General features: G+C 60.5%; 16 protein-coding genes and 1 pseudogene. 8 read left to right on the plus strand and 9 right to left on the minus strand.

Annotated elements, in window-relative coordinates:
* Positions 1–18: 18 nt before the first annotated feature.
* Positions 19–1,464, minus strand: a complete 1,446-nt coding sequence (locus C475_RS01190; protein WP_006881893.1) for a flippase — start codon at positions 1,462–1,464, stop codon at positions 19–21.
* A 68-nt stretch (positions 1,465–1,532) separates the two neighbouring features.
* Positions 1,533–2,167: pseudogene (locus C475_RS22120) on the minus strand (IS6 family transposase).
* A gap of 96 nt (positions 2,168–2,263) precedes the next feature.
* Here C475_RS22120 and C475_RS22125 point away from each other — a divergent pair.
* Positions 2,264–3,190, plus strand: a complete 927-nt coding sequence (locus C475_RS22125; protein ID WP_006881895.1) for a glycosyltransferase family 2 protein — start codon at positions 2,264–2,266, stop codon at positions 3,188–3,190.
* 16 nt (positions 3,191–3,206) lie between these two features.
* Here C475_RS22125 and C475_RS22130 read toward each other — a convergent pair whose 3' ends face one another.
* On the minus strand, positions 3,207–4,652 hold the full coding sequence (locus tag C475_RS22130; RefSeq protein ID WP_006881896.1) for a lipid II flippase MurJ: 1,446 nt from the start codon (positions 4,650–4,652) through the stop codon (positions 3,207–3,209).
* Between the two features lie 170 nt (positions 4,653–4,822).
* On the opposite strand from C475_RS22130, the gene C475_RS01200 reads away from it, so the two are divergent.
* The gene (locus tag C475_RS01200) at positions 4,823–5,755 is read left to right on the plus strand and encodes an alkaline phosphatase family protein (RefSeq protein WP_006881897.1); all 933 of its coding nucleotides are present in this window, start codon (positions 4,823–4,825) and stop codon (positions 5,753–5,755) included.
* Positions 5,756–5,760: 5 nt separating this feature from the next.
* Positions 5,761–6,828, plus strand: a complete 1,068-nt coding sequence (locus C475_RS01205) for a glycosyltransferase family 4 protein (RefSeq protein WP_049929842.1) — start codon at positions 5,761–5,763, stop codon at positions 6,826–6,828.
* Here the strand turns inward: C475_RS01205 and C475_RS01210 are convergent.
* The 6 genes from C475_RS01210 to C475_RS01235 all read right to left on the minus strand — a co-directional run bounded on the left by C475_RS01210 (position 6,819) and on the right by C475_RS01235 (position 14,056).
* The gene (locus tag C475_RS01210) at positions 6,819–7,928 is read right to left on the minus strand and encodes an alkaline phosphatase family protein (RefSeq protein ID WP_049929845.1); all 1,110 of its coding nucleotides are present in this window, start codon (positions 7,926–7,928) and stop codon (positions 6,819–6,821) included. The two genes, C475_RS01205 and C475_RS01210, sit on opposite strands and share 10 nt — an antisense overlap.
* 124 nt (positions 7,929–8,052) lie before the next feature.
* Entirely contained in the window at positions 8,053–10,014 is a 1,962-nt protein-coding gene (locus tag C475_RS01215; RefSeq protein ID WP_006881900.1) for a hypothetical protein, read from the minus strand.
* Between the two features lie 64 nt (positions 10,015–10,078).
* Positions 10,079–11,260 (minus strand): glycosyltransferase family 4 protein, encoded by a 1,182-nt coding sequence (locus C475_RS01220; protein WP_204366132.1) that lies wholly within the window; start codon positions 11,258–11,260, stop codon positions 10,079–10,081.
* On the minus strand, positions 11,257–12,573 hold the full coding sequence (locus C475_RS01225) for a sulfatase-like hydrolase/transferase (RefSeq protein ID WP_006881902.1): 1,317 nt from the start codon (positions 12,571–12,573) through the stop codon (positions 11,257–11,259). The genes C475_RS01220 and C475_RS01225 overlap by 4 nt, the downstream gene beginning before the upstream one ends.
* A complete protein-coding gene (locus C475_RS01230) occupies positions 12,570–12,782 on the minus strand; it encodes a hypothetical protein (protein ID WP_006881903.1) in 213 nt (70 codons plus the stop codon). Before C475_RS01230 ends, C475_RS01225 begins: the two co-directional genes overlap by 4 nt.
* A 2-nt stretch (positions 12,783–12,784) precedes the next feature.
* Positions 12,785–14,056, minus strand: coding sequence for a sulfatase (locus tag C475_RS01235; protein WP_006881904.1), 1,272 nt, complete (start codon positions 14,054–14,056; stop codon positions 12,785–12,787).
* 125 nt (positions 14,057–14,181) lie between these two features.
* Between C475_RS01235 and C475_RS01240 the strand changes: the two genes are divergently transcribed.
* From C475_RS01240 to C475_RS22930, 5 genes are all read left to right on the plus strand, one after another.
* Positions 14,182–15,333, plus strand: a complete 1,152-nt coding sequence (locus C475_RS01240; protein ID WP_006881905.1) for a glycosyltransferase family 4 protein — start codon at positions 14,182–14,184, stop codon at positions 15,331–15,333.
* A gap of 540 nt (positions 15,334–15,873) precedes the next feature.
* A complete protein-coding gene (locus C475_RS01245) occupies positions 15,874–16,491 on the plus strand; it encodes a hypothetical protein (RefSeq protein WP_152436296.1) in 618 nt (205 codons plus the stop codon).
* A 130-nt stretch (positions 16,492–16,621) separates the two neighbouring features.
* Positions 16,622–18,541, plus strand: coding sequence for an asparagine synthase-related protein (locus C475_RS01250; RefSeq protein WP_006881907.1), 1,920 nt, complete (start codon positions 16,622–16,624; stop codon positions 18,539–18,541).
* A 124-nt stretch (positions 18,542–18,665) separates the two neighbouring features.
* The gene (locus C475_RS22925) at positions 18,666–18,827 is read left to right on the plus strand and encodes a hypothetical protein (RefSeq protein ID WP_006881908.1); all 162 of its coding nucleotides are present in this window, start codon (positions 18,666–18,668) and stop codon (positions 18,825–18,827) included.
* Positions 18,828–19,125: 298 nt separating this feature from the next.
* The gene (locus tag C475_RS22930; protein WP_152436297.1) at positions 19,126–19,284 is read left to right on the plus strand and encodes a putative RiPP precursor; all 159 of its coding nucleotides are present in this window, start codon (positions 19,126–19,128) and stop codon (positions 19,282–19,284) included.
* Positions 19,285–19,348: the final 64 nt, after the last annotated feature.

The following is a 19,348-nucleotide window of genomic DNA, read 5'->3' on the forward strand; positions in this document are numbered from 1 at the left end:
GTTCGGCAAACGGTTGAGCTATTGACTGTCGACGGGTAGTGCTGTTCGGGTCATTTCTGTAAGGAATTCTCGTAGTGGTTTGTACAATACGATGATCAAACCATATGTTACTGCGCCGACCGCCACAATCGCTGCCAATTCCAACAATGAATCCACGGACATCGACTCGTAAACGAGCCTCACGACCACCCACATTGCTGATGCAGATACCGCACACCACGCGCCTTCCTGTATTGGTAGGGAAATTTCCATAAATTGCCGCAGATAATGTATCTGAAAGCCAAGAAGGACCGCCGATGAGACGAGGGTGGCCACAGCGGCGCCGACGATGCCAAACATCCAGATGAGTAAAACGTTCAATACCAGATTCACGGTTGCGGATATCAGGATCGGATAGGCAGCGAGTTTGGGTTTGTTGATGCCCCAGATCACCTGACCGAGTATCGAATGAAATGCCTGTAGAATTCGTTCGCCAGCCAAAATCGTCAAGGCAAGCGCAGCAACTGTGAACTCCGGCCCGAATAGTATGCTAAGCAGGTCTTCCGCGAGGATCGTGGTCCCTGCAAAGGCTGGAATGACGATCATCAACCCGGGTAGCGTTGCACGCGGGATCACGGACTCAATTTGTTTGAGCGCATCTTCGGATTCCCACCGGCTGAACTGAGGAAATACAGTTGTAGCGATGGACCGGCTGAGTAGCATGACAACGAGGGTTAGCCGCCATGCATTCTCATACGCCCCGATATCAGCGCGAGTCGCAGTGATCCCGTACGAAACGAATAGCGAGAGAATGACCACGTCGATCCAACTGTAGATGTATCCCCCAGTCTCAGCGATGGCGCTGTATTTTCCGAAGCTGAGAAGCGATCGGGCATGAGCCAACGAGGGCAGTGATACCCCAGTCGAAACTTTCCACCAACCGACCACGGCCATGAGAATACAACCAACGAGATATCCGTAGATGAGTCCGCGAACTCCGAACCCCTCGAGGTAGAGGGCGTACCCAACGACGAGCCAGCAAAGTGGCCGGATAACCTCGATTAAGGCTGTTTCCCCGACTCGCAACTCACCCCGTAATACGTTCAAGGAGAAATCGCTCGCTTGCTTTGCGAAGAGGGTGGCAATGAAAAGAAGCGCTAGCTCGGAGCCGAAGAATTGGTCGATGTATCCTCGCCCGACGTACAGTACTATCGAGATTATGGTCACGAAGCCCAACCGTAATGTTATTGCTGTGCCCAGGTGCCTCTCCGGGTCTTCGCCTTCACTTATCCGCTTTTCCGTGGCAGTTGCAAGGCCAAACGTTGCAGGAATGGACACGATTCCGAGTAGGGCGATAAAGGGGTAGTAGGTACCGAGTGGTGATGCACCCAACGCCCGCGAGAAAAGGACGACAGCTAAAAACTGAGAGGCTGACTTCCCGACACGGGCGATTAGTATCTTGATGCTGGATTTTATGATATCCATTAGATACGCTTTATCACCAAGTCGTCACGTAGCCACAATAAATCTTAGTTTGGGAAAGGGGGTCGTGCTTAGTTAGCGGCATTGTGCCAGCGAGTGAAGACCTGGTGCCACGATTCGGCTGTTTCCGGTTTGACGTGGCTGAAGCAGTTCGAGAGCGACGAGGTTCGGCGCTTGAGTTCGCGGAAGATCCGTTCGACAGCATGCCGATTTCCGTGGCGACGCATCTGAAATCGGAGCCCTGCTCGACGAAGTGCGGCTTGGAGATGCTGGGCGCCATCGACGAGAAACACAGCGGTTTCGATATCGTGTTTCTCGTGCAGTTCCCGGAGGAACGTCTCGGCGAGCGCGGTGGTGGTCGTCGAGAACAACCGCACGTGGAGCAAGTGATTTGTCTCCGGATCAGCGGCGGCGTACAGCCAGTATGGCTCGTCGTCGATCCGAACCACAGTCTCCTCGAGCGCGACGTGATTCGGACTCTGTCCGGCGTCACGCTGTAGATCAGCCTTCTGAACCCGATCGTGGATCGCTTTCCGACTCCGCTGGACACCAAACGTGTCGAGCAAATCGACGGTTTCGACAGCGGCAGTCCCGCTACATACGTTTGAATACCGAGTGCCATCGCCTGCTCGGGTGTCCGCTCGCGCTCCACAAAATCAAAATCTTTTGAGTCTCTATGACCGCTGAGGCGAGGGATTTCTGGCATGGAAAGGAATCACATCACCTCACATTTCGCCTTTGACTAAACACGATTGCTCAATTCGTACAAACACTTATCTATCGCAGATCAGATCATAGACATATGAGAGATGGTCCTTTAGTGTCAATAGTCACCCCAACGTACAATAGACCGGATAAAATCACAGATGCTATCGACGAGGTTGCGAAACAATCATACACTAATCTTCAGCACATAATCGTCGACGGGAACTCCGAAGCTCCGATAAGGGATATCGTTTCAGATCACGTGGAGAGTTCAGACATTGACTGTGAAGTTATCGCAGAGATACAGTCAGAGAACGAAGGGATTAGCTCAGCCCGGAATATGGGGCTTGAAATTGCGGATGGAAGTTATATCGCATTTCTCGATGACGATGACCAGTGGTATCCGGACAAGATCGAGCGACAGGTACGTTTGGCAGAGGAGGAAGACGCGGATTTCATACACTGCGGGATCGAGCAGCGTGAAAACGGCCATGTGTTTTCAACACAGGTGCCGAAAGTTGAACGAGACCTCACGAAAGAACTACTGACTGGTGCCCCAATAAAGAGCCCCTCAACGGTTATGATCAGCTCCGAGCTGTTTGATCAGACCGGTGGTTTCGATGCGGATCTATGGATATACGAGGATTGGGACTTTTATATCAGATGCTCGTTACATACAGAATTTGCGGGGGTACAGGACGTGCTCGTGACGCGCCAGCACCACGACTCCCAATTGAGTGGAAACTACCAGAAAAAGCTGAGCTCTGCCGTCCCGAGATTGAAACGAAAACATAGGAGTTTAGCGAGAGATTATGACGTAGAGGAGAGATTCGTTGCCACACTGGAGAGGTTTCTGGCAGCGAGCGCGATTAAGTCTGGGCAGTACCGTTCAGCACGCAATCATTATATAAACGCCGTGAGGAACGATATCTCAGAGGAAGATATCGTCCGGTTACTCGCACTTTCCGCTGGTGGCATCTCATATAGACCCCTGCAACGCGTGCGTCGTCGACTTATATCCTAATTCGTAGAGATGGATATCATATCCACTGGTCTTTGATAACCGGTTGTAACAGTGATTGTATTTCGTGACGCGTAGGAGAATACAATAAGATGAGCGAGGAGTAGGTTGCAGCACCGACGAACACGATCAGAAGGAGGTCGACGGCTGAACTAACCCCAATCTCTGAATGAAGAACATACACCAATACACCCATTACTGCCGATGCAACGAGACTCCATGCTAGTTGCCAGAATGGAACCTGGACGTTGATATAGCGATTCAAGAAGTGTGCTTGCAAAGTTGCATTTACACTGAAAGAGATAGCGGTTGCGATCGCTGCCCCAGTAATACCCAAGACAGAGATTAGAACGATATTCAATATTATATTTAGTACAGATCCAATAGCGGTCGCGATGGCACCAAGCTTTGGTTTATTTATTGCACCCAGCGAATGTCCGAAAATTGCCTGTACTGACTGAAATAGTTTTTCTCCCATCAATATGATCAGAGCGATCCAGGCCACTGTGAATTCAGGTCCAAATAGAATCCTGAGAATGTCTTTAGATAAAACTAATGTTCCAGAAAATGCCGGGAAAACGACTAATAAACCCGGAAGTATAGCTTTCGGGAGTAGGTTTTCGATTTTCTCTGTGGCATTTTCTGCATCCCACTGGCTAACTTGAGGAAAAATTGTCACGGATATCGCTCGACTCACCATCGTCACTAGTAGGGATATTCGCCACGCATTCTCATATGCGCCGATCTCTGCTCTATTAGACGCTAGATTTAAAGACACGAATGCAGTCAAGATTAGGACATCCATCCAGCTATAGAACAGACCGCCGACAGCACCTATGACGCTCCAGCGTCCGAATCCAAGGAGTGAACGCAGATGTGCTAGGCTCGGCCAAGACGGTTGTACTGAGACTTTTAGCCATGCTATCGTAGCCATTCCAATCGATCCGCAAATATATCCATATATAACTCCCTCAATGCCGTGCCCATACGAGTATAATATGTACCCAAAAACTAACCAGCCTAATGGCCTGACAGACCTCGCAATTGCCGTCTCTCCGACTCTCATCTCACCCCGGAGGACTGCAATTCCGAAGTCACCAATCAGCCGAATAATTAACGCGATTATGAGGAGATCAGTGACTTCTGCGCCAAGATACTGATTGATTTGATTACGAAACAGTACAGTTGAAAACAGCACAAAAAGGAACGGAGGAATTTTTGCGAGGATTGCCGCGCCCAGAAACTCACTTTTGTTCGTCCCTTCACTGATTCGCTTTTCAGCTGCGATCGAGATTCCAAAGTTAGCTGGGATCACCAGCACCCCTAGTAAAGCGATAAACGGATAGTACGTCCCCAGCGGAGACGCTCCGAGTTCTCTCGAAAATACGACTACTGCCAGGAATCCCGAGAGGGAGTTTACTATTTTTGCACAGAGGATCTTCAAACTGGACTTAGCTAAGTTCATATATCACACACATCGAAATTGAGCTCGAATGTATCCATCTTTTTGAGTGAGGCACTCCCGTAGCTCGTGTCGATTCATCAAAGTTACTAAGATCTATTTAAACTATCCACTCACAGCGAAATTACGAACGACCGAAATCTTGATTCGTCGGCCCGACAACTGACAGACCGATGGAAGTACAGAGGAGTCAAATCCGACTCGGGCTCTCGAATCCCAAACTCTTGGCGCGGAAGTTATCGCAGTTCTATAATTACACGAGTTCACGGTCGGACTACAATCCGAAGGGGATCGACTTCATGTCTCAAGACTGGGACTGTCTGGCGATTCTCGATGCGTGTCGGTACGACCTGTTCGAGGCGGAGAACACGATGGAGGGAGACCTTCGGAAGGTCGTTTCACGGGGCTCCGCGACACCGGAATTTCTCCGTGGGAACCTCCGAGGTCGAGAATTCCTGGATACGGTCTACGTGACGACCAATCCGATGCTTCGCCGACATGCCGACGAGATCAACACGCGATTTCACGAAGTGATCGACCTCTGGACCGGAGATACGTGGGATCGCGAACACGAGACCGTTCTGCCGGAGACGGTGACCAGGGAGGCACTAAAGGCTGCAGACGAGTTCCCGAACAAACGGATCTTCGTCCACTACATGCAGCCTCACTACCCGTTTCTCGGCGCTGACACCGACTTCGACAAGGGACATATAGACGACTCCTCGACGGACGGACTCACGACCTGGATGCAAGTGATGACCGGTGAGATCGATATCGATCACGGCACTCTGTGGGAGGCGTACGCGGACAATCTCAGACGCGCGCTTCCGCACGTGGAGGAACTCGTGGAGAGCGTAACCGGAAAGTCAGTCGTGACCTCCGACCACGGGAACATGCTCGGCGAACGGTCGTCGCCGATCCCGATCCGGGAATGGGGACATCCGCAAGGTATCTGGACCGACGAACTGGTCTGTGTCCCCTGGCTCGAAACAGAATGGGAGACCCGGCGGGAAGTCACCAGTGAACCTCCCAGCAGCGAAACGGAAGGTAGTGACTCCGGCTCTGTCGAGGAGCGACTAGAGAGCCTCGGTTATGTGGACGGCTGAGTTCGATGCCCGAGATCGCCATGATCCATCGCGCGGAGCACCCACATCCCGCTCACGAGGGGTTCGCGGAAGCGATCGGTGCTGATATCCTCAGTCTCAGTGAGTACTCGATACCCGGCGGGGTCGGGCGTCACTCGATCCCGGAAGAGATCATCAATGGACCCCTTCTCTCGGACTACGATATATTCATCTCCGAGGGAACGAGAGCGCTGTACGGCTCTCTGGCGAAACGTCTCACGTCAGACAGTACACTCATCTATCTCGTCGGCGACCACGACCTGTATCAGCTCACCGACGACTCCTATCAGCCGGAATCAACCCTGAACAGATTGATCAGTGAATACGGAATCGATGTTCTAAGCGCTGTATTCGACAGGTACATCGACGGCTGTATGGTGATATCTGAATTCACTGGCTCCTGCGTCGAAACGGTACTAACCGATAAGCCGTATCGGATCGCCCACCCCTACATTCAGCCTTCGGTCTACCGAACGTTGGAACACGTTTCCCCGAATTTAGAGAGTAAGACGGCTGTCACTGTCGGCTCGTACTCCTACTACAAGGGCCAAGATCTCCTCGTTGATGCGTGGGAATCGGTTCGGGAAGCCCATCCCGGTGCAGAACTGAAGCTCGTCGGGACGGGGTACCCACCGGAGTTCCAATCGGTGCCCGGAGTCACGGTCGCCGGATACGTAGAGAACCTCGCTGACGCCTTTGAGGGGTGTTCGCTGTACGTGCAGCCGTCCCGAGCGGATGGGTTTGGGGTGAGCGTGGTGGAAGCGATGCACAGTGGCTTACCGGCGATCGTCACGACGACAACGGGGAGTAAATCCGAGGTTGAGCGTGTCAGTTCGGATTTGATAACTGACCCGTCGAGAGACGCGATAGCGAACGCCATCTCCGCGTATTTCAGTAGGGATTTTGACGCCCGATGCCGACTCTCTCAGGCAGCACAGAAACGTGGCTCGAAGTTCGATTGTGAATCTCGAAAAGACGAATTTCGGTCCCAGTTCGACGAGTTGGTGTCGGATATTTCCGGATCCGCTCCAATTCGAAACGTCGATCAGGCATAGCCGAGATCTTCGAGCCGTTCGTGAATCACCTCGTTTTCGAGAGCGGACGTGACAGTGTCGGTCGAGTCCCGCTTCTTGGGAACTTCGCAGTCGATCTGTAGTCGGTCGAGTATCGCCGGAGTCACGTCCGTGTGTCGTTCCAGTTCGAACGAATCAGTTGCGCCCCAGACACCTTGGGTCGTGTCGTGGTCCATTCGCATCTGCTTGTCGGGTCTATAATCGGACGCGGGTCGCATCCCGTGGTCCGAGAGAACCAGTGTCGTTTCTGGGTCGACGGCGTCGACGACCTCCCGAGTCACTCGGTCGATCAGCTCGTACGCGTCTCGGATGATCGACGTGTCCTCAGTTGCGTGCATGATATCGTCGAGTCCGCGAAGCATGAGGAACCCGACCTCGAATTCCCGTTCGGGTGACGTTTTTTCATAGAGTTCGACGTATTTCTCCGCGTTCGCCTCCATGCGCTGTAAGTGTTGATCGCAGTACGGTCGTTCCGATACCGACGGATCGTTGACTGGTGACTCTTTTTCGACGTAGTACCCGGCGTCACCCCCATCGTATACAGTCTCTTCTAACTGTTCAGGGTAGACGACCGGATTGCTAGCCTCTTCGAATTTCGGCGCAGGAATACCCGAAACGACGACGCCGTTGGTTTCCCAGATCGGATACGTCAGCGGGAGCCCGTATATGAGGCCGTCTCCCTCAGTATACTCCCAGAAGCGCTTGTACGAGATGTTCGTACTGTTTACTTTATCGCCCTTCTCGCCTTTCGTACCGGCTCCGAGTGCTCCCATGACACGTCCGATCAAGATACGTCGAATCAGCGGGGGAAGCCACGTCTGAGTGGCGAGATACTGTATCGAACCGGCGAGTTGGTGACCGGAGTATGGACCGTACACGAACCCCAACATCCCGTGTTCGGAGAAAGGAGCACCAGTAGAGATCGTCGTCCACGCATTCGCGCTGCTGATGTATCCGGCTTTGTCAAACGGGTACTCAGGAAGTAGTTTCCCTTTTTCAGACAGCGACTCCCAGAAGGGAAGGTCGAACTGTGACAGGTGGCGACTGGTCGCTGCGTCCCATCCGATGACAAGAGTCTCCATAGTGACGTAGTCCGCGCGGCACCTATTAGTCGTTCTGAATATGAATGTTATTCACACTCAAATAGGTCGACCGTATACCCAATTCCTGCCCCGACCAGATTCAGAGAGACGGGCAGATCAGAATTCAGTTCGGGGAAATCCCGGAGAGAGATCGGTTGTCCGGCATTTCCGTCCGATACACTCCTGTCTGTCCGTTTGTGTATACTTTCGATTCGGAAGGGGTGGCCGGTGAGTCTGCGAACACGAACTGTCGCCCGCCGAAAGTGAGACCGACACTCACCAGGACTCCTGTTCTGTCTGTGAGTGCGGAGTACGAATAGACTGCCCCCCGCTCGAGTACGCTAGTGTTCGCTCTGCCGGTGACTCGCCCTGTTCGTTCTATCGGAACGTTCGTATTCGGCGGAACGATACGGCTCGTGTTCTCGGAACCGAAACGCTCGGTCCAGGTCTCTCCGTGGTTTAACTGCGCAGTGTCGAACTGCCTGAAGTGGGGGATATCGTCGGAAACCGGAGAGGTTGCCTTGTCGGCTACGGGCGACGCGAGGCTCGTCACTGCCAACACACAGATCACTACCGCCACGATCCCACGCCCGGCGCTGATCGAAACCCGTCCATCGGAGAACCGATTCGTCCTGCCGAGATAGTAGAAGACGGTTCCTGCGCAGATGTTGAACCCGAACAGACCGAGGAGTGCGTAGAACCGCTGGGGGGCGGTGTCGACGGAGTTCGTGACGATGCTCACGATGAGCAACAGTGAGACTAACCCCATCCAGACGAGGACGTAGTCGTACTCCCACTCGGACCGCCGGAACATCCAGATCGCACCGACGATGAAGAGAGCGAACAACAGCGTCTGGGCGGCCGTACTGACGAAAAGCACGTCCAGCGGGAGATCCGAGTATCGGCCTGGTCCACCGGCCGCGGCACCGGCCTCCGTCCCGGCCGCACCGGTCGTGACCAGAACTGCCAACACCAGCCCTGCGATCCGCGACAGCAGGGCCTCTTGATGGAGGGGATTCCCCAGGATTCCGATGGTGTACAGCGCGACGAAAAAGATGGGCGAGCCCACCGGCACTTTCTCGTACTGGTCTTTCAGAACACTATGGCTCAGCCCCGAGAACAGCCCGAACACGGCCAGAAAGACGAGGCCCGCGCCCGCACTGAACCGGTGTCCGAAGATGATCGCCGGTGCGAGGACGACGCCGATAGTGAACCACGCCCTGCGGTCTCCCTGCCGCGACGCCTCCGACTGGTACAGGTTGGCCGCGACGATGCCGAGCAGCAGTATGATCGGATAGAAGAAGTTGAGTTTGTTCGGGTGCATTCCGCGACCGATCATCCAGCTCATCACGCTGAACACGAGCGCGCTGTACAGCGCGACTCGCTTCGGGAGCACCGGAAAGACGCGGTCCAGCATCCCGAGCAGCAACACGGTCCCGACCAACACCAGCGTCGCCAGGAGGTAGTACGACGCCTTCGCCGACAGCCCGGACAGATAGGCGAACTCGGTCACGTACGCGAGATGACCCGCGTACCGCGCCTCGGACGCGGGTATCTGATAGGTCGAGAAGACACTCTCGATCACGGGAATGTATCTGTAGTTGGTGTCCGGTGCGTACATCCCGGCAGGGAACAGGAACTGGCTGCTCCAGTAGGTGAAAAACGCCAGCACGAGGATCTGCGGGACGACTCGAACTCGACTCTCTCCCCGGGCGATCTGGTACCCGATGGCTCCGGCGTAGCCCCCGAACAGGACGTACAGCAGGTCCGGGCGGTGGTAGGTGTTGAACCGGAAGAGCACGACCATACTCAGGACGTACAGACTCGCCAGCAGTAGCGGGACGCGTGCGTCGAGAGGCTTCGGGTCCGCCCCATCGGTGGACGGCTCGGTATCACGGAACCGGCCGATGAGGGTCCCGACGATAGCGATGGACGACCCGATCACGACGCCGAGGACGGGACCGACGATAGACCAGAACTCGATCGAGACGAAAAAGCGCAGCAGTAGCCCGCCGACGGCCAGCAGCGGTATTGACGCGTACTTCCGGAGCAGTGCCAGCCCGCCGTGGAACGCGCGCCCGATCATGGCCGTCGGCCTCCGGAGGACGACCGAGTGTCCGCCCCGTACACGCCCTTCCGAGCGTATCGCGTCACGCTCGTTGGCCTCTCGTTAGTTCCGCGTACTCGGTCTCGACGCGTGCAGCGATCTCGCTCCACTCGTGGTCGCTGGCCCACGCCTCGGAGGACTCGGCCATCCGCTCGTACGTCTCGGGGTCGCCCAGTAACTCCTCCATTCGGGTCGCGAGTTCGCCGACCCCCTCGCGCGGGACGAGGTACCCCGTCTCGCCGTCGGCGACTGCGGTCGGGATGCCGCCGACCTCGGTGCCGATCACGGGGGTCCCACAGGCCATCGCCTCCATGAAGACGATCCCGAACCCCTCGTACTCCGAGGGCAGGACGAACAGCTCGACCGACGAGTACAGCGACGGTAGCTCCTCGTCCGGGACGAACCCCAGGAACGACACGTCCTCGGCGACGCCCAGGTCTGCGGCCAGATCCTTCAGCGACGACTCCAACCGCCCGGTCCCGGCGATCAGCAGCTCCGCGTCGGTCCCCTCGGCCCGCGCGAACGCGCGGATCGCCTTGTCGATCCCCTTGCGCGGGTCGAGGCGGCTGAGGACCAGCACCGACGGCCGGTCCTCGCTCACTGCGGGGTGGCTCCCGGGTCGCTCGCTGAACCGCTCGGTGTCGATCCCCGGCGGAACCGTCCGGAGCTTCGACTCGTCGAACCGATACAACTCGCCCAGTTGCTCGCGCGTGTGGTCGCTGACCGCGACGATCCGGTCGGCGAACCGACCGCTGACGGCGTCCATCACCACGTTGATCGGGTGGAACACGTACTTGAACAGATAGTCCGGGGGGCTCTGGGGGTCGACCGACCGGGCCTCGTCGTAGGACGTGCCGTGGCTGGTCAACACCAGCGGGGCGTCGAGCGACCGGAGGAACCACGGATCGAGCGCGAACGTCGAGGCCGGCATCAACGTTCCGTGAATCACGTCGTACTGCTCGAAGTCGATCCGACGCCGGCAGGCGATACTGAAATACAGCGTCGAAACCACGACGAGCGGCCGCGCCTTCGTGATCCTGGTCACCGAGACGTTCGCCTGCGTCGGCGGCGGGTCGTCGCCGTCGGGAACCGCCTGGGTGTACACGTCCACGTCGTGACCCCGCTCGCCGAGCGCGTTCGCCAGCTCGTACGCGTAGGTCGCGCCGCCGCCCGTCCGCGGAGGGTACATCTTCGTTATCAGGCAGACCCGGAGGCCGTCAGTCATACTGTCGCGTCCTCCGCGGCGAGTTCCTCGGTCACTCGACGGATCGACGCTTTCTCGTCCCGCGTTCGGTCGTGGCGGTCGAGGACCGCCGAGAGCGACTCGGCGATCTCCCCGTGACTCGACGAGAGGTCTTCGCGCTCGCCCGGGTCCTCCTGCAGGTCGTAGAGTCGTTCGGTGGCCGCTTCACGGTCACGGACGAGCTTCCACGACCGCGTCCGGACGGCCCGGTGTCGGTCGTTCTCCGTCTTCGACAGCACGGCCCGGTCGGTGTACGCCGTCGGGTCGAACCCCGTCGGCTCGGCCAGGTCGGTCAGCATGTCCGGCAGCGACCGCAGCGAGACCTGCTCGTCGACCTGCCCGCGGACGCCGGCGTTGTGGACGAACATTGGCACCCGGAGGTTCTCGTCGTACAGCGCCTGCGGGTGTCCGAAGTTGCCGTGGTCGCCGACCGCCTCGCCGTGGTCCGCACAGAAGACGGTGACCGGATCGTGCGGGGCGACGGCGTCGGCGAGTTCGTCGACGAACGCGTCGACCGAGCGAACGGCGTCCCGGTAGGCGGCGCCGATCATGTCCCGGGCGTGGCCGGGGATCTCCTCGTCCGAGCTCTCCCCGTGCCAGTAACGCAGGATCGAGTAGTACATCTGCCAGGCCGACGCCTCCTCGCGGAACCGCCGCGGCGTGATGTACGGCTGGTGGGAGTCGAGGATGAACACCCAGAGGAAAAACGGCTCCGACAGCGCCGACAGCTGCTCGGTGACCAGCTCGAAACTGCCCGGCCACTGCGAGAACCACTCTTTCTTGTCGCTCCACCCGAGGGGGTCGCCCGGTAACGCGTCCAGGCCCGTATCGGCCAGTTTGAACAGCGTCGAATCGGAGAGCTGCGTCGAGGAGATGTCGTCGCTGTCGGCGCTGATCTCGAAAAACCGGTCGAAGCCCGCGTCGAAGTTGCTCTCGCGGGTGGTCCAGGGGTTGGCAGTGATCCCTGCGGTCTCGTACCCCATCGCCTGCAGCCGCTCGCTGAGGTGTCCGAACCGCGCCATGTGTCGGCCGATGCGCTGCTGGCGACCGCGCCAGTCGGCCATCGACCACTCCGGGTCGTCGGCCATGAACTCGCCCGTGAACAACACCGGGATCGACGACGGCGTGCGCGGTCCGGTCGCGACCGCCTGCGTGAACGAGACGCCGTCGTCGGCGATCCGGTCGATCGCGGGAGTGAGGCTCGAACCGGAGTCGACGAACCCGCAGTGGTCGGCACGGAGGCTGTCGACCGTGACGAACACGAGGTTTCGTGCGTCCGTGTCCGTCGCCGTCATTCGTTCAGATACCCCAGCGACTGGAGGCGGTCCTCGACGCCCTCGTCGTCGACCGCGGGCTCGCGCCTGTCGGCGCCGTCCGCGTCGAGACTCGCGAGCACCTCGTGCAGGACGTACTCGGCGTAGTCGTCGGCGGTCTCGAACTCCGTGTGTTCGGCCCGGGTTTCGATGCGTTCGATCAGGTCGTCCGAAATCGAGATGTCTGCCATCGTTACTTGTACCCCAGCGCGGACAGCCGGTCTTCGATCGCGTCGTCGACCGCCTCGTTCTCGCTCGCCCCGGCCGTCGCGCCGGCGTCCGTTCGGTCCGCGACGTGGGCGCGCAACTGTGCGGCCGTGTCTCCCTCCTCGTGTTCGCCCGAGAGCGAGAGGTCGGCGGCCGTCGTGTCGTACTCCCCGAACCTGGTGGCCGACTCGCTCCGCGCGCTGAACCGCCGGAGGTGCGCGTCGGCGTCCTCCCCGCGGGCCTGCGAGAAGACCACCCGGTCGGCGTGCTCCTCGGGGGCGTCGGCGACCGCACGCAAGTCCTCTCCGGGTAGTCCCTCCGCCGATGCGCCGGCCGTTTCGAGCGCGGTCCGTGCGACGTCGAGCGTGCTGACCGGCGTTTCGACGGTGACCGACGGCACGTCGGGCCCGGTCATCACGAGCGGGACGTGGACCAGTTCGTCGTGCAGGTATCGCGGATGCTCGAAGTAGCCGTGTTCGCCGAAGGCGTCGCCGTGGTCGGCGGTGAGGAGGACCAGCGACTCCGAGAGGAGCCCCCGGTCACCCAGTTCGTCGAACAGCGACCGGAGCCGGTCGTCGGTGTACTTGATCTCCGCGTCGTAGAGATCGCGCAACCGCTCGCGCTCCGCGTCGGTGATGCTCTCGGGGTCGTCTATCGCCCGCTGGTAGAGGTCCTGGGCGGCCGAATCCGGGACGACCTCGCCGTGGAACTCGCGCTGGTACGCCGCGGGCGCTTCGTAGGGCCCGTGGGGGTCCATGTAGTGGTTCCAGAGGAAAAAGGGGTCGTCGTCCAGCGAGTCGAGCCAGTCCAGCGACCGCTCGTTGATCTCCGAGGCGCGCGCGTAGTGGCGGTTCCGAACCTTGTCGAGCGCCCGCTGTGCGAGCGCCAGCAGCTTGTTCTTCCCGAGGTGAAGGTCGTCGTCGAAGTGGTCGAACCCCTGGTCGAAGCCGTAGGCGCGCGACACGAACGGGTTGGAGTGGAAGCCGGCGCTCGTGAATCCGTTCGACCCGAGCGTCGCAGCGACCGTGTCCGCGTCGCGCTGGTATCCCGCGTCGACGGCGTCGTCCGGATACCGCCCGGTCAGGATCGACGGCACCGCCTCGCGAGTGTGCGAACTCGCGCTGAACGCGCGGTCGAACCGCGCACCGTCCGCCGCGACGGACGCGAGGAACGGCGATGTCTCCCGCCCGTAGCCGTAGCACGAGAGGTGGTCGGCCCGAAGGGCGTCGAATGTAATGAGGACGATATTCCGCGGCATGGCCATCGAATTGCTATCCCTGTCGTTCGGGTATAATGTTTCTCCTTCACACAAATTCACACTGCCACGAAACAGGGAAACACAATTACCGTGGGCCGCGAAGCGACGGTCGACGGAGTCAACCAGTGCATATCGCGTTCGTCTCCAACGTCGTCTACCCGTTCGTCAAGGGCGGTGCGGAGAAGCGGATCTACGAGATCGGACGCCGTCTCGCCCGGGACGGACACGCGGTGACGGTCTATGGGCGCCACTACTGGGACGGCCCCCAAGTCACCGAGCACGAGGGAATGACGCTCAGGGCTGTCGCGCCCGGCGCCGACCTCTACGCCGGCGAACGACGGTCGATCACCGAGGCCCTCGATTTCGCCGTTCGGGCCGCTCCCTCGCTTCGCTCGGCGCTGTCCGACCGCGACCACGATCTGGTCGTCGCGTCCGTGTTCCCGTACTTTCCGGTGCTCTCGGCGAAGGTGTCGGCGCTCGGCACGGACGTCCCGCTCGTCACGACCTGGCACGAGGTCTGGCGCTCGCACTGGGAGGAGTACCTCGGTCGGCTCGCCCCCTGTGGCAAGCTCGTCGAGCGGGTCACCGCGCGGACACCGCAGCTCCCGGTCGCCGTCTCGGGCGTCACCGCCGACCGCCTCGCGACGCTCGGCCCCGACCGCGACCGGATCCGCGTCGTCCCGAACGGGCTCGACACCCAGCAGGTCCGGACGGCGCCGCTCCCGGACGACCCCGCCGAGGGCTACGACCTCCTGTATGCCGGCCGGCTGATCGAACACAAGAACGTCGACCTGCTGCTCGACGCGTTCGACAGGGTCGCCGACCGCCACGACGCGACCCTCGGGGTCATCGGCGACGGGCCGGAAGCCGACGCACTTCGTCGGCAGGCGAGCGGCCTCGACGCCGCCGCCGATATCGAGTTTCTCGGCTTCCTCGACGACTACGAGGACGTACTCGGCCACATGCGAGCCGCGGACGGCTTCGTCTCCCCGTCGACCCGGGAGGGGTTCGGGATCACCTTCGCCGAGGCGATGGCCGCCGGATGCACCGTCGTCGGTGTCGAACACCCACACTCGGCGGCCTCGGAGGTCGTCGGCGATGCCGGCTTTCTCGCGGACCCGTCGGTCGCGGCCGTCGCGGACGCGCTCGACCGCACGCTCGACGGTGACAGGCCGGCCGTCGACCCGACCGAGCGCGTCGAGCGCTACGACTGGTCGTCGGTCGCGCGACGAGCCGAACGGACCTACGAGCGCGCCCTGAACGGGGCGTGGTCGTAGTATGCCCGCGCGGCACTCGCCCGAGCGCAACGGTTTTAGCACCTCCCTGGGCGGTCCCGTGAATCCGTTCACTCCTGCCGCCGAGACCGATTTAATCAGTGATTTTATAGTATTAGCAGACTTCGCAACGCTCAACGCACCGGTGTCGTCACCGGAACCTCGATGGCGGCTGGGCCCGGTCTACCGCCGGTCGATGTCGACCCGAGCGCGGGACCCGGTCGCCCCGGTCGCCGACCATAGATACGAGAGACATAACGAATGAGTCCTGAAGCGAGCTACGAGTCGCGGGGGACGGATCCCGATTCGGACGCGAGGGCCGATCCCGATTCGGACGCGAAACGGGAGGTACCGCGCGCACGTCGCGAGCGCGACCGTGCGAGAGCCGGTGGGGCGAGTATACTGGCGGTCGGGTATCGGGGCGGAGCGGTCCTGTTGCTTCTGGCGGCGGTCGTTTCGGGAGGCGCCGCGTTGTTCTATCCCTCCGTTTCGGAGCCCCTCACGGCGCTCGCGGGTGTCGGTGCGTTCGGAGCGGTCGTCTGTATGGTGCTTTCGAGCGGCTTTCGCCACCCCGTCGAAGTGGGCCAGAGCCTGTACGGCGCGACCGTCGAGAACAGAGCCGCAGTCGTGGACCACTTCGCCGTGACCGGCCATCGGACGTACGTTCCGACGGGCGAGCGTCCGGTCGACGCCCGGCTCTACGTCGGCGGGACGATGGACCAGCCCGTCCCGCCAGCCGAGAAACTGGACTCGCTGGTCGTCGGCTCCGACGACCGCCGGGCGCTGTCGCTCGTTCCGACGGGTCGGGGGCTGGCTCGCGACTTCGAACCGGCGGTCACGGACCTCCCCGACGAGGACAGGGCGGTCGTACAGGCGCTGCTCGAAGGCGTCACGGATTACTACGAGCTCGCGGAATCGACGGGCCTCGAACGGATCGCGGACCTGGACGTCGCGGATCGGAGGCGAGTCACGGTCCGGGTCAGGGGGGAGACGGTCGGGGACGCCGGCGAACTCGACAACCCCGTCCAGTCGTTCATCGGAGTCGGTTTGGCCGTCGCGATGGGGACCCCGATCGAATCCGAATCGACCGTCAGGCAGGGGGCGACCTACCTGTCGTTCGAGTGGAACACGAACGACGACGCACCGAGATCGACCGAATGAACCACCCGCTCAGACATCGCGCTCGGTTCGGTTCGCCAGCCTCGAACCGTACCGCGAGCGGCCGGGAGCGGCCGTCCGGTCACAGCGGTCGGTGCCAGTCGAGCGTGGCGGATCGAACGGGTGGGGACGAATGAGCGGCATCGTCGCGCTCTTCGACCGCGGTCGCGGGGGCGTCGATTCCGACCTGGAGGCGATGCACGAGCGCATCGCCCATCGAGGGCCCGACGGTGACGAGACCTGGTGTGACGGCACCGTCGGACTGGGCCACCAGCAGCTCCGCTCGACGCCGGAGGCCGAACACGACGACCAGCCGTATCGCGACGGCGCAGCCGTCGTCGCCGGCGATATCCGTCTCGACAACAGAGCGACCCTGCTGAACGCGCTCGACGTCGCGAACGGCGGGAAACCGGTTCCCGATAGCCGGCTGGTGCTCGCGGCGTATCGGCGGTGGGGTGAGGCGTGTCCGGAGCACCTCGTCGGGTCGTTCGCGTTCGCGCTGTGGGACTCGGCGGCCGGGCGTCTGTTCTGCGCCCGGGACTGCTTCGGTGTCAAGCCCCTGTACTACCACTCGGGCCCCGACACCTTCGCGGTCGGGTCGGAGCCGAAGGCACTCGTCGCGCTCCCCGACGTCGACCGAACCCCTGACGAGCGGAAGATCGGCGACCTCCTCACCGGGACGTTCGAGGACAAGGAGCGGACGTACTACCGCGATATCGACCGGCTTCCGCCGGCCCACGCGATCAGTGTTCGCAGCGACGGCATCCGGACGTGGCAGTACTGGGACCTCGACCCGACCGACAGTATCAGTCTCGGGTCGGACGCCGCCTACGAACGGCGATTCCGGGAACTGTTCGAGCAGGCCGTTCGCTCTCGACTCCGGACGGACGGGGCCGTTGGAACCGCGCTGAGTGGAGGGCTCGATTCGTCGTCGATCACGGTCGTGGCCCGTGACCTGCTGTCGTCGACGGAGCCGCTGTTCGCCTTCTCGAACGTGTACGACGACGCCCCGGCGAGCGACGAACGGGAATTCATCGAGCTGGTGACCGAGCGTGAGGGGATCGACTCGCAGTACGTGTTCATGGACGGTATCGGAATGTTCGACGACCGGGAGTCGATGGGCTGGCACTACGACCAGCCGCCCCACGACACGATGCACCACGCGATCTGGGAGCGGATGAAGCGTGTGGACGAGACGGGTGGGAACGTCGTTCTGGAGGGGGCGCTCGGCGACAGCGCCACCGGGTACGGGCTGGGACTGATACCGGAACTGCTGCGGACGGGGCGGTGGCGACGGCTCGCCGCGGAGATCCAGGCCATCTCGGAGCTGGGCGGTGCGCGGAGACATCGGGTCTTCCTGCGCCACGCCGTGGCGCCGCTCGTCCCGCCGGCGGTCCGCCGAACGTACCGACGGGTCCGCGACAGACCCGTGCTGGCCGGGCGGAAGAATCCGACGCTTCGCCCGGAGTTCGTCGACCGGGTCGGCCTCGACGAGAAGTTACGAGAGCGCTATGCGACCGGTTCGGTGCTCAAGGAGACGGCTCGGCGCCGCCAGTGCCGGTCGCTCACGTTCGGAACGATCACCGCGAGCCTCGAAACGACCGACCTGGTCGCCGCCGCCTTCGGCGTCGAGCCTCGCTACCCGTTCACCGACAGGCGACTCGTCGAGTTCTCCCTGGCGATGCCACCGACGCAGCAACTCTCCGAGGGGTGGACCAGGTCGATCATTCGCCGGTCGCTCGCCGACCTGCTCCCCGAGGAGATCAGGACTCGCGTCTGGAAGACCGATATGAGCCAGGGGTTCTGGAACTCGCTCGCGCGGGAAGACGACCGACTCCGGCGCCTCGTCGGCGACCCCGGCCCGATCGAGCGGTTCGTCGACCCGGACGCGCTGCGAGCGGCCCGCGAACGGTTCACCGAAACCCAAAACACCCGCGATGCGCGAGCACTGTGGCGCGCGCTCTCGCTCTCGACATGGATGCAGACGTGGGTCCACACGAACGACGAACTGCGCGAACCGCCTCGTGCGCTCGGTGACGATTCGCGACCGTGACTCGGCCGCGACGGTTCGATCCTGTGGATCCGCCGAATTTCTCGTCTATCGCCGGTGTGAAGCGAATTCACTCCTGTATCGGAGTAACCTTTATAATAGAAAGACGACAATCGTGTGATGAGTCATGGAAAGAGATACGAGTGACTACGGTGTGCCTGAACTGACCGAATACGGGTCGGTTGAGGCGATTACGGAACAGCAATTCAACAAAGACGGCATGTCGACCGACCAGTACACTGACGACACTAACGGCGAGATCGTGGGATCGCTTAGCGAGTATCCCTGAAAGCGGTCCGCCGTCGAGTCGAGGTCAGTACTGGTCGTCGCGACCGCCCACTTTCTCGACACCGACGGCTCAGACGGACACCGTTCGGATACGAGTATCCCACCTTAGATGTTCGTCCGGTCGTCGCCGTCTCAGTTCCACCATCGAACGACGTGTGTGCCGGATATCGTTTGTTCACATACGCGTGTTAGGTCGTCGTTCACTACCAGTCGACAGTCAGTCACATACCCGTTCCGCCGAATCACGATCCCGATCCTACGCTGGTTTTATGTTGTTTGCCAAGGTTGTTCCAGTTAGGATGACGCGTCAGCAATCCAACAACGAGTACACGTCGCCCCAGATGACCGAATACGGCTCAGTCGAATCGATCACCGAGCAGTCGAACAAGGAAGGCGGGGGCACCGACCAGTACAGCGACAACACGCCGCTCGTCGGTTCGATCTCGCCCGCGTCGTAACGTACCATCGCTTATAATCGGTCGGTCAAGCAGTTTCGGTGTCAGGTAACAGCCGTTCCCGTCG

This window comes from Halosimplex carlsbadense 2-9-1, from assembly GCF_000337455.1.
In the GTDB taxonomy this organism is placed as follows: Archaea; Halobacteriota; Halobacteria; order Halobacteriales; family Haloarculaceae; genus Halosimplex; species Halosimplex carlsbadense.

Excerpts from the sequence above, each read along its gene's own strand:
- C475_RS01190 (WP_006881893.1), bottom strand. The coding sequence starts at position 1,464 with ATGGATATCATAAAATCCAGCATCAAGATACTAATCGCCCGTGTCGGG.
- C475_RS22125 (WP_006881895.1), top strand. The coding sequence starts at position 2,264 with ATGAGAGATGGTCCTTTAGTGTCAATAGTCACCCCAACGTACAATAGA.
- C475_RS22130 (WP_006881896.1), bottom strand. The coding sequence starts at position 4,652 with ATGAACTTAGCTAAGTCCAGTTTGAAGATCCTCTGTGCAAAAATAGTA.
- C475_RS01200 (WP_006881897.1), top strand. The coding sequence starts at position 4,823 with ATGGAAGTACAGAGGAGTCAAATCCGACTCGGGCTCTCGAATCCCAAA.
- C475_RS01205 (WP_049929842.1), top strand. The coding sequence starts at position 5,761 with ATGCCCGAGATCGCCATGATCCATCGCGCGGAGCACCCACATCCCGCT.
- C475_RS01210 (WP_049929845.1), bottom strand. The coding sequence starts at position 7,928 with ATGGAGACTCTTGTCATCGGATGGGACGCAGCGACCAGTCGCCACCTG.
- C475_RS01215 (WP_006881900.1), bottom strand. The coding sequence starts at position 10,014 with ATGATCGGGCGCGCGTTCCACGGCGGGCTGGCACTGCTCCGGAAGTAC.
- C475_RS01220 (WP_204366132.1), bottom strand. The coding sequence starts at position 11,260 with ATGACTGACGGCCTCCGGGTCTGCCTGATAACGAAGATGTACCCTCCG.
- C475_RS01225 (WP_006881902.1), bottom strand. The coding sequence starts at position 12,573 with ATGACGGCGACGGACACGGACGCACGAAACCTCGTGTTCGTCACGGTC.
- C475_RS01230 (WP_006881903.1), bottom strand. The coding sequence starts at position 12,782 with ATGGCAGACATCTCGATTTCGGACGACCTGATCGAACGCATCGAAACC.
- C475_RS01235 (WP_006881904.1), bottom strand. The coding sequence starts at position 14,056 with ATGCCGCGGAATATCGTCCTCATTACATTCGACGCCCTTCGGGCCGAC.
- C475_RS01245 (WP_152436296.1), top strand. The coding sequence starts at position 15,874 with ATGGTGCTTTCGAGCGGCTTTCGCCACCCCGTCGAAGTGGGCCAGAGC.
- C475_RS01250 (WP_006881907.1), top strand. The coding sequence starts at position 16,622 with ATGAGCGGCATCGTCGCGCTCTTCGACCGCGGTCGCGGGGGCGTCGAT.
- C475_RS22925 (WP_006881908.1), top strand. The coding sequence starts at position 18,666 with ATGGAAAGAGATACGAGTGACTACGGTGTGCCTGAACTGACCGAATAC.
- C475_RS22930 (WP_152436297.1), top strand. The coding sequence starts at position 19,126 with ATGACGCGTCAGCAATCCAACAACGAGTACACGTCGCCCCAGATGACC.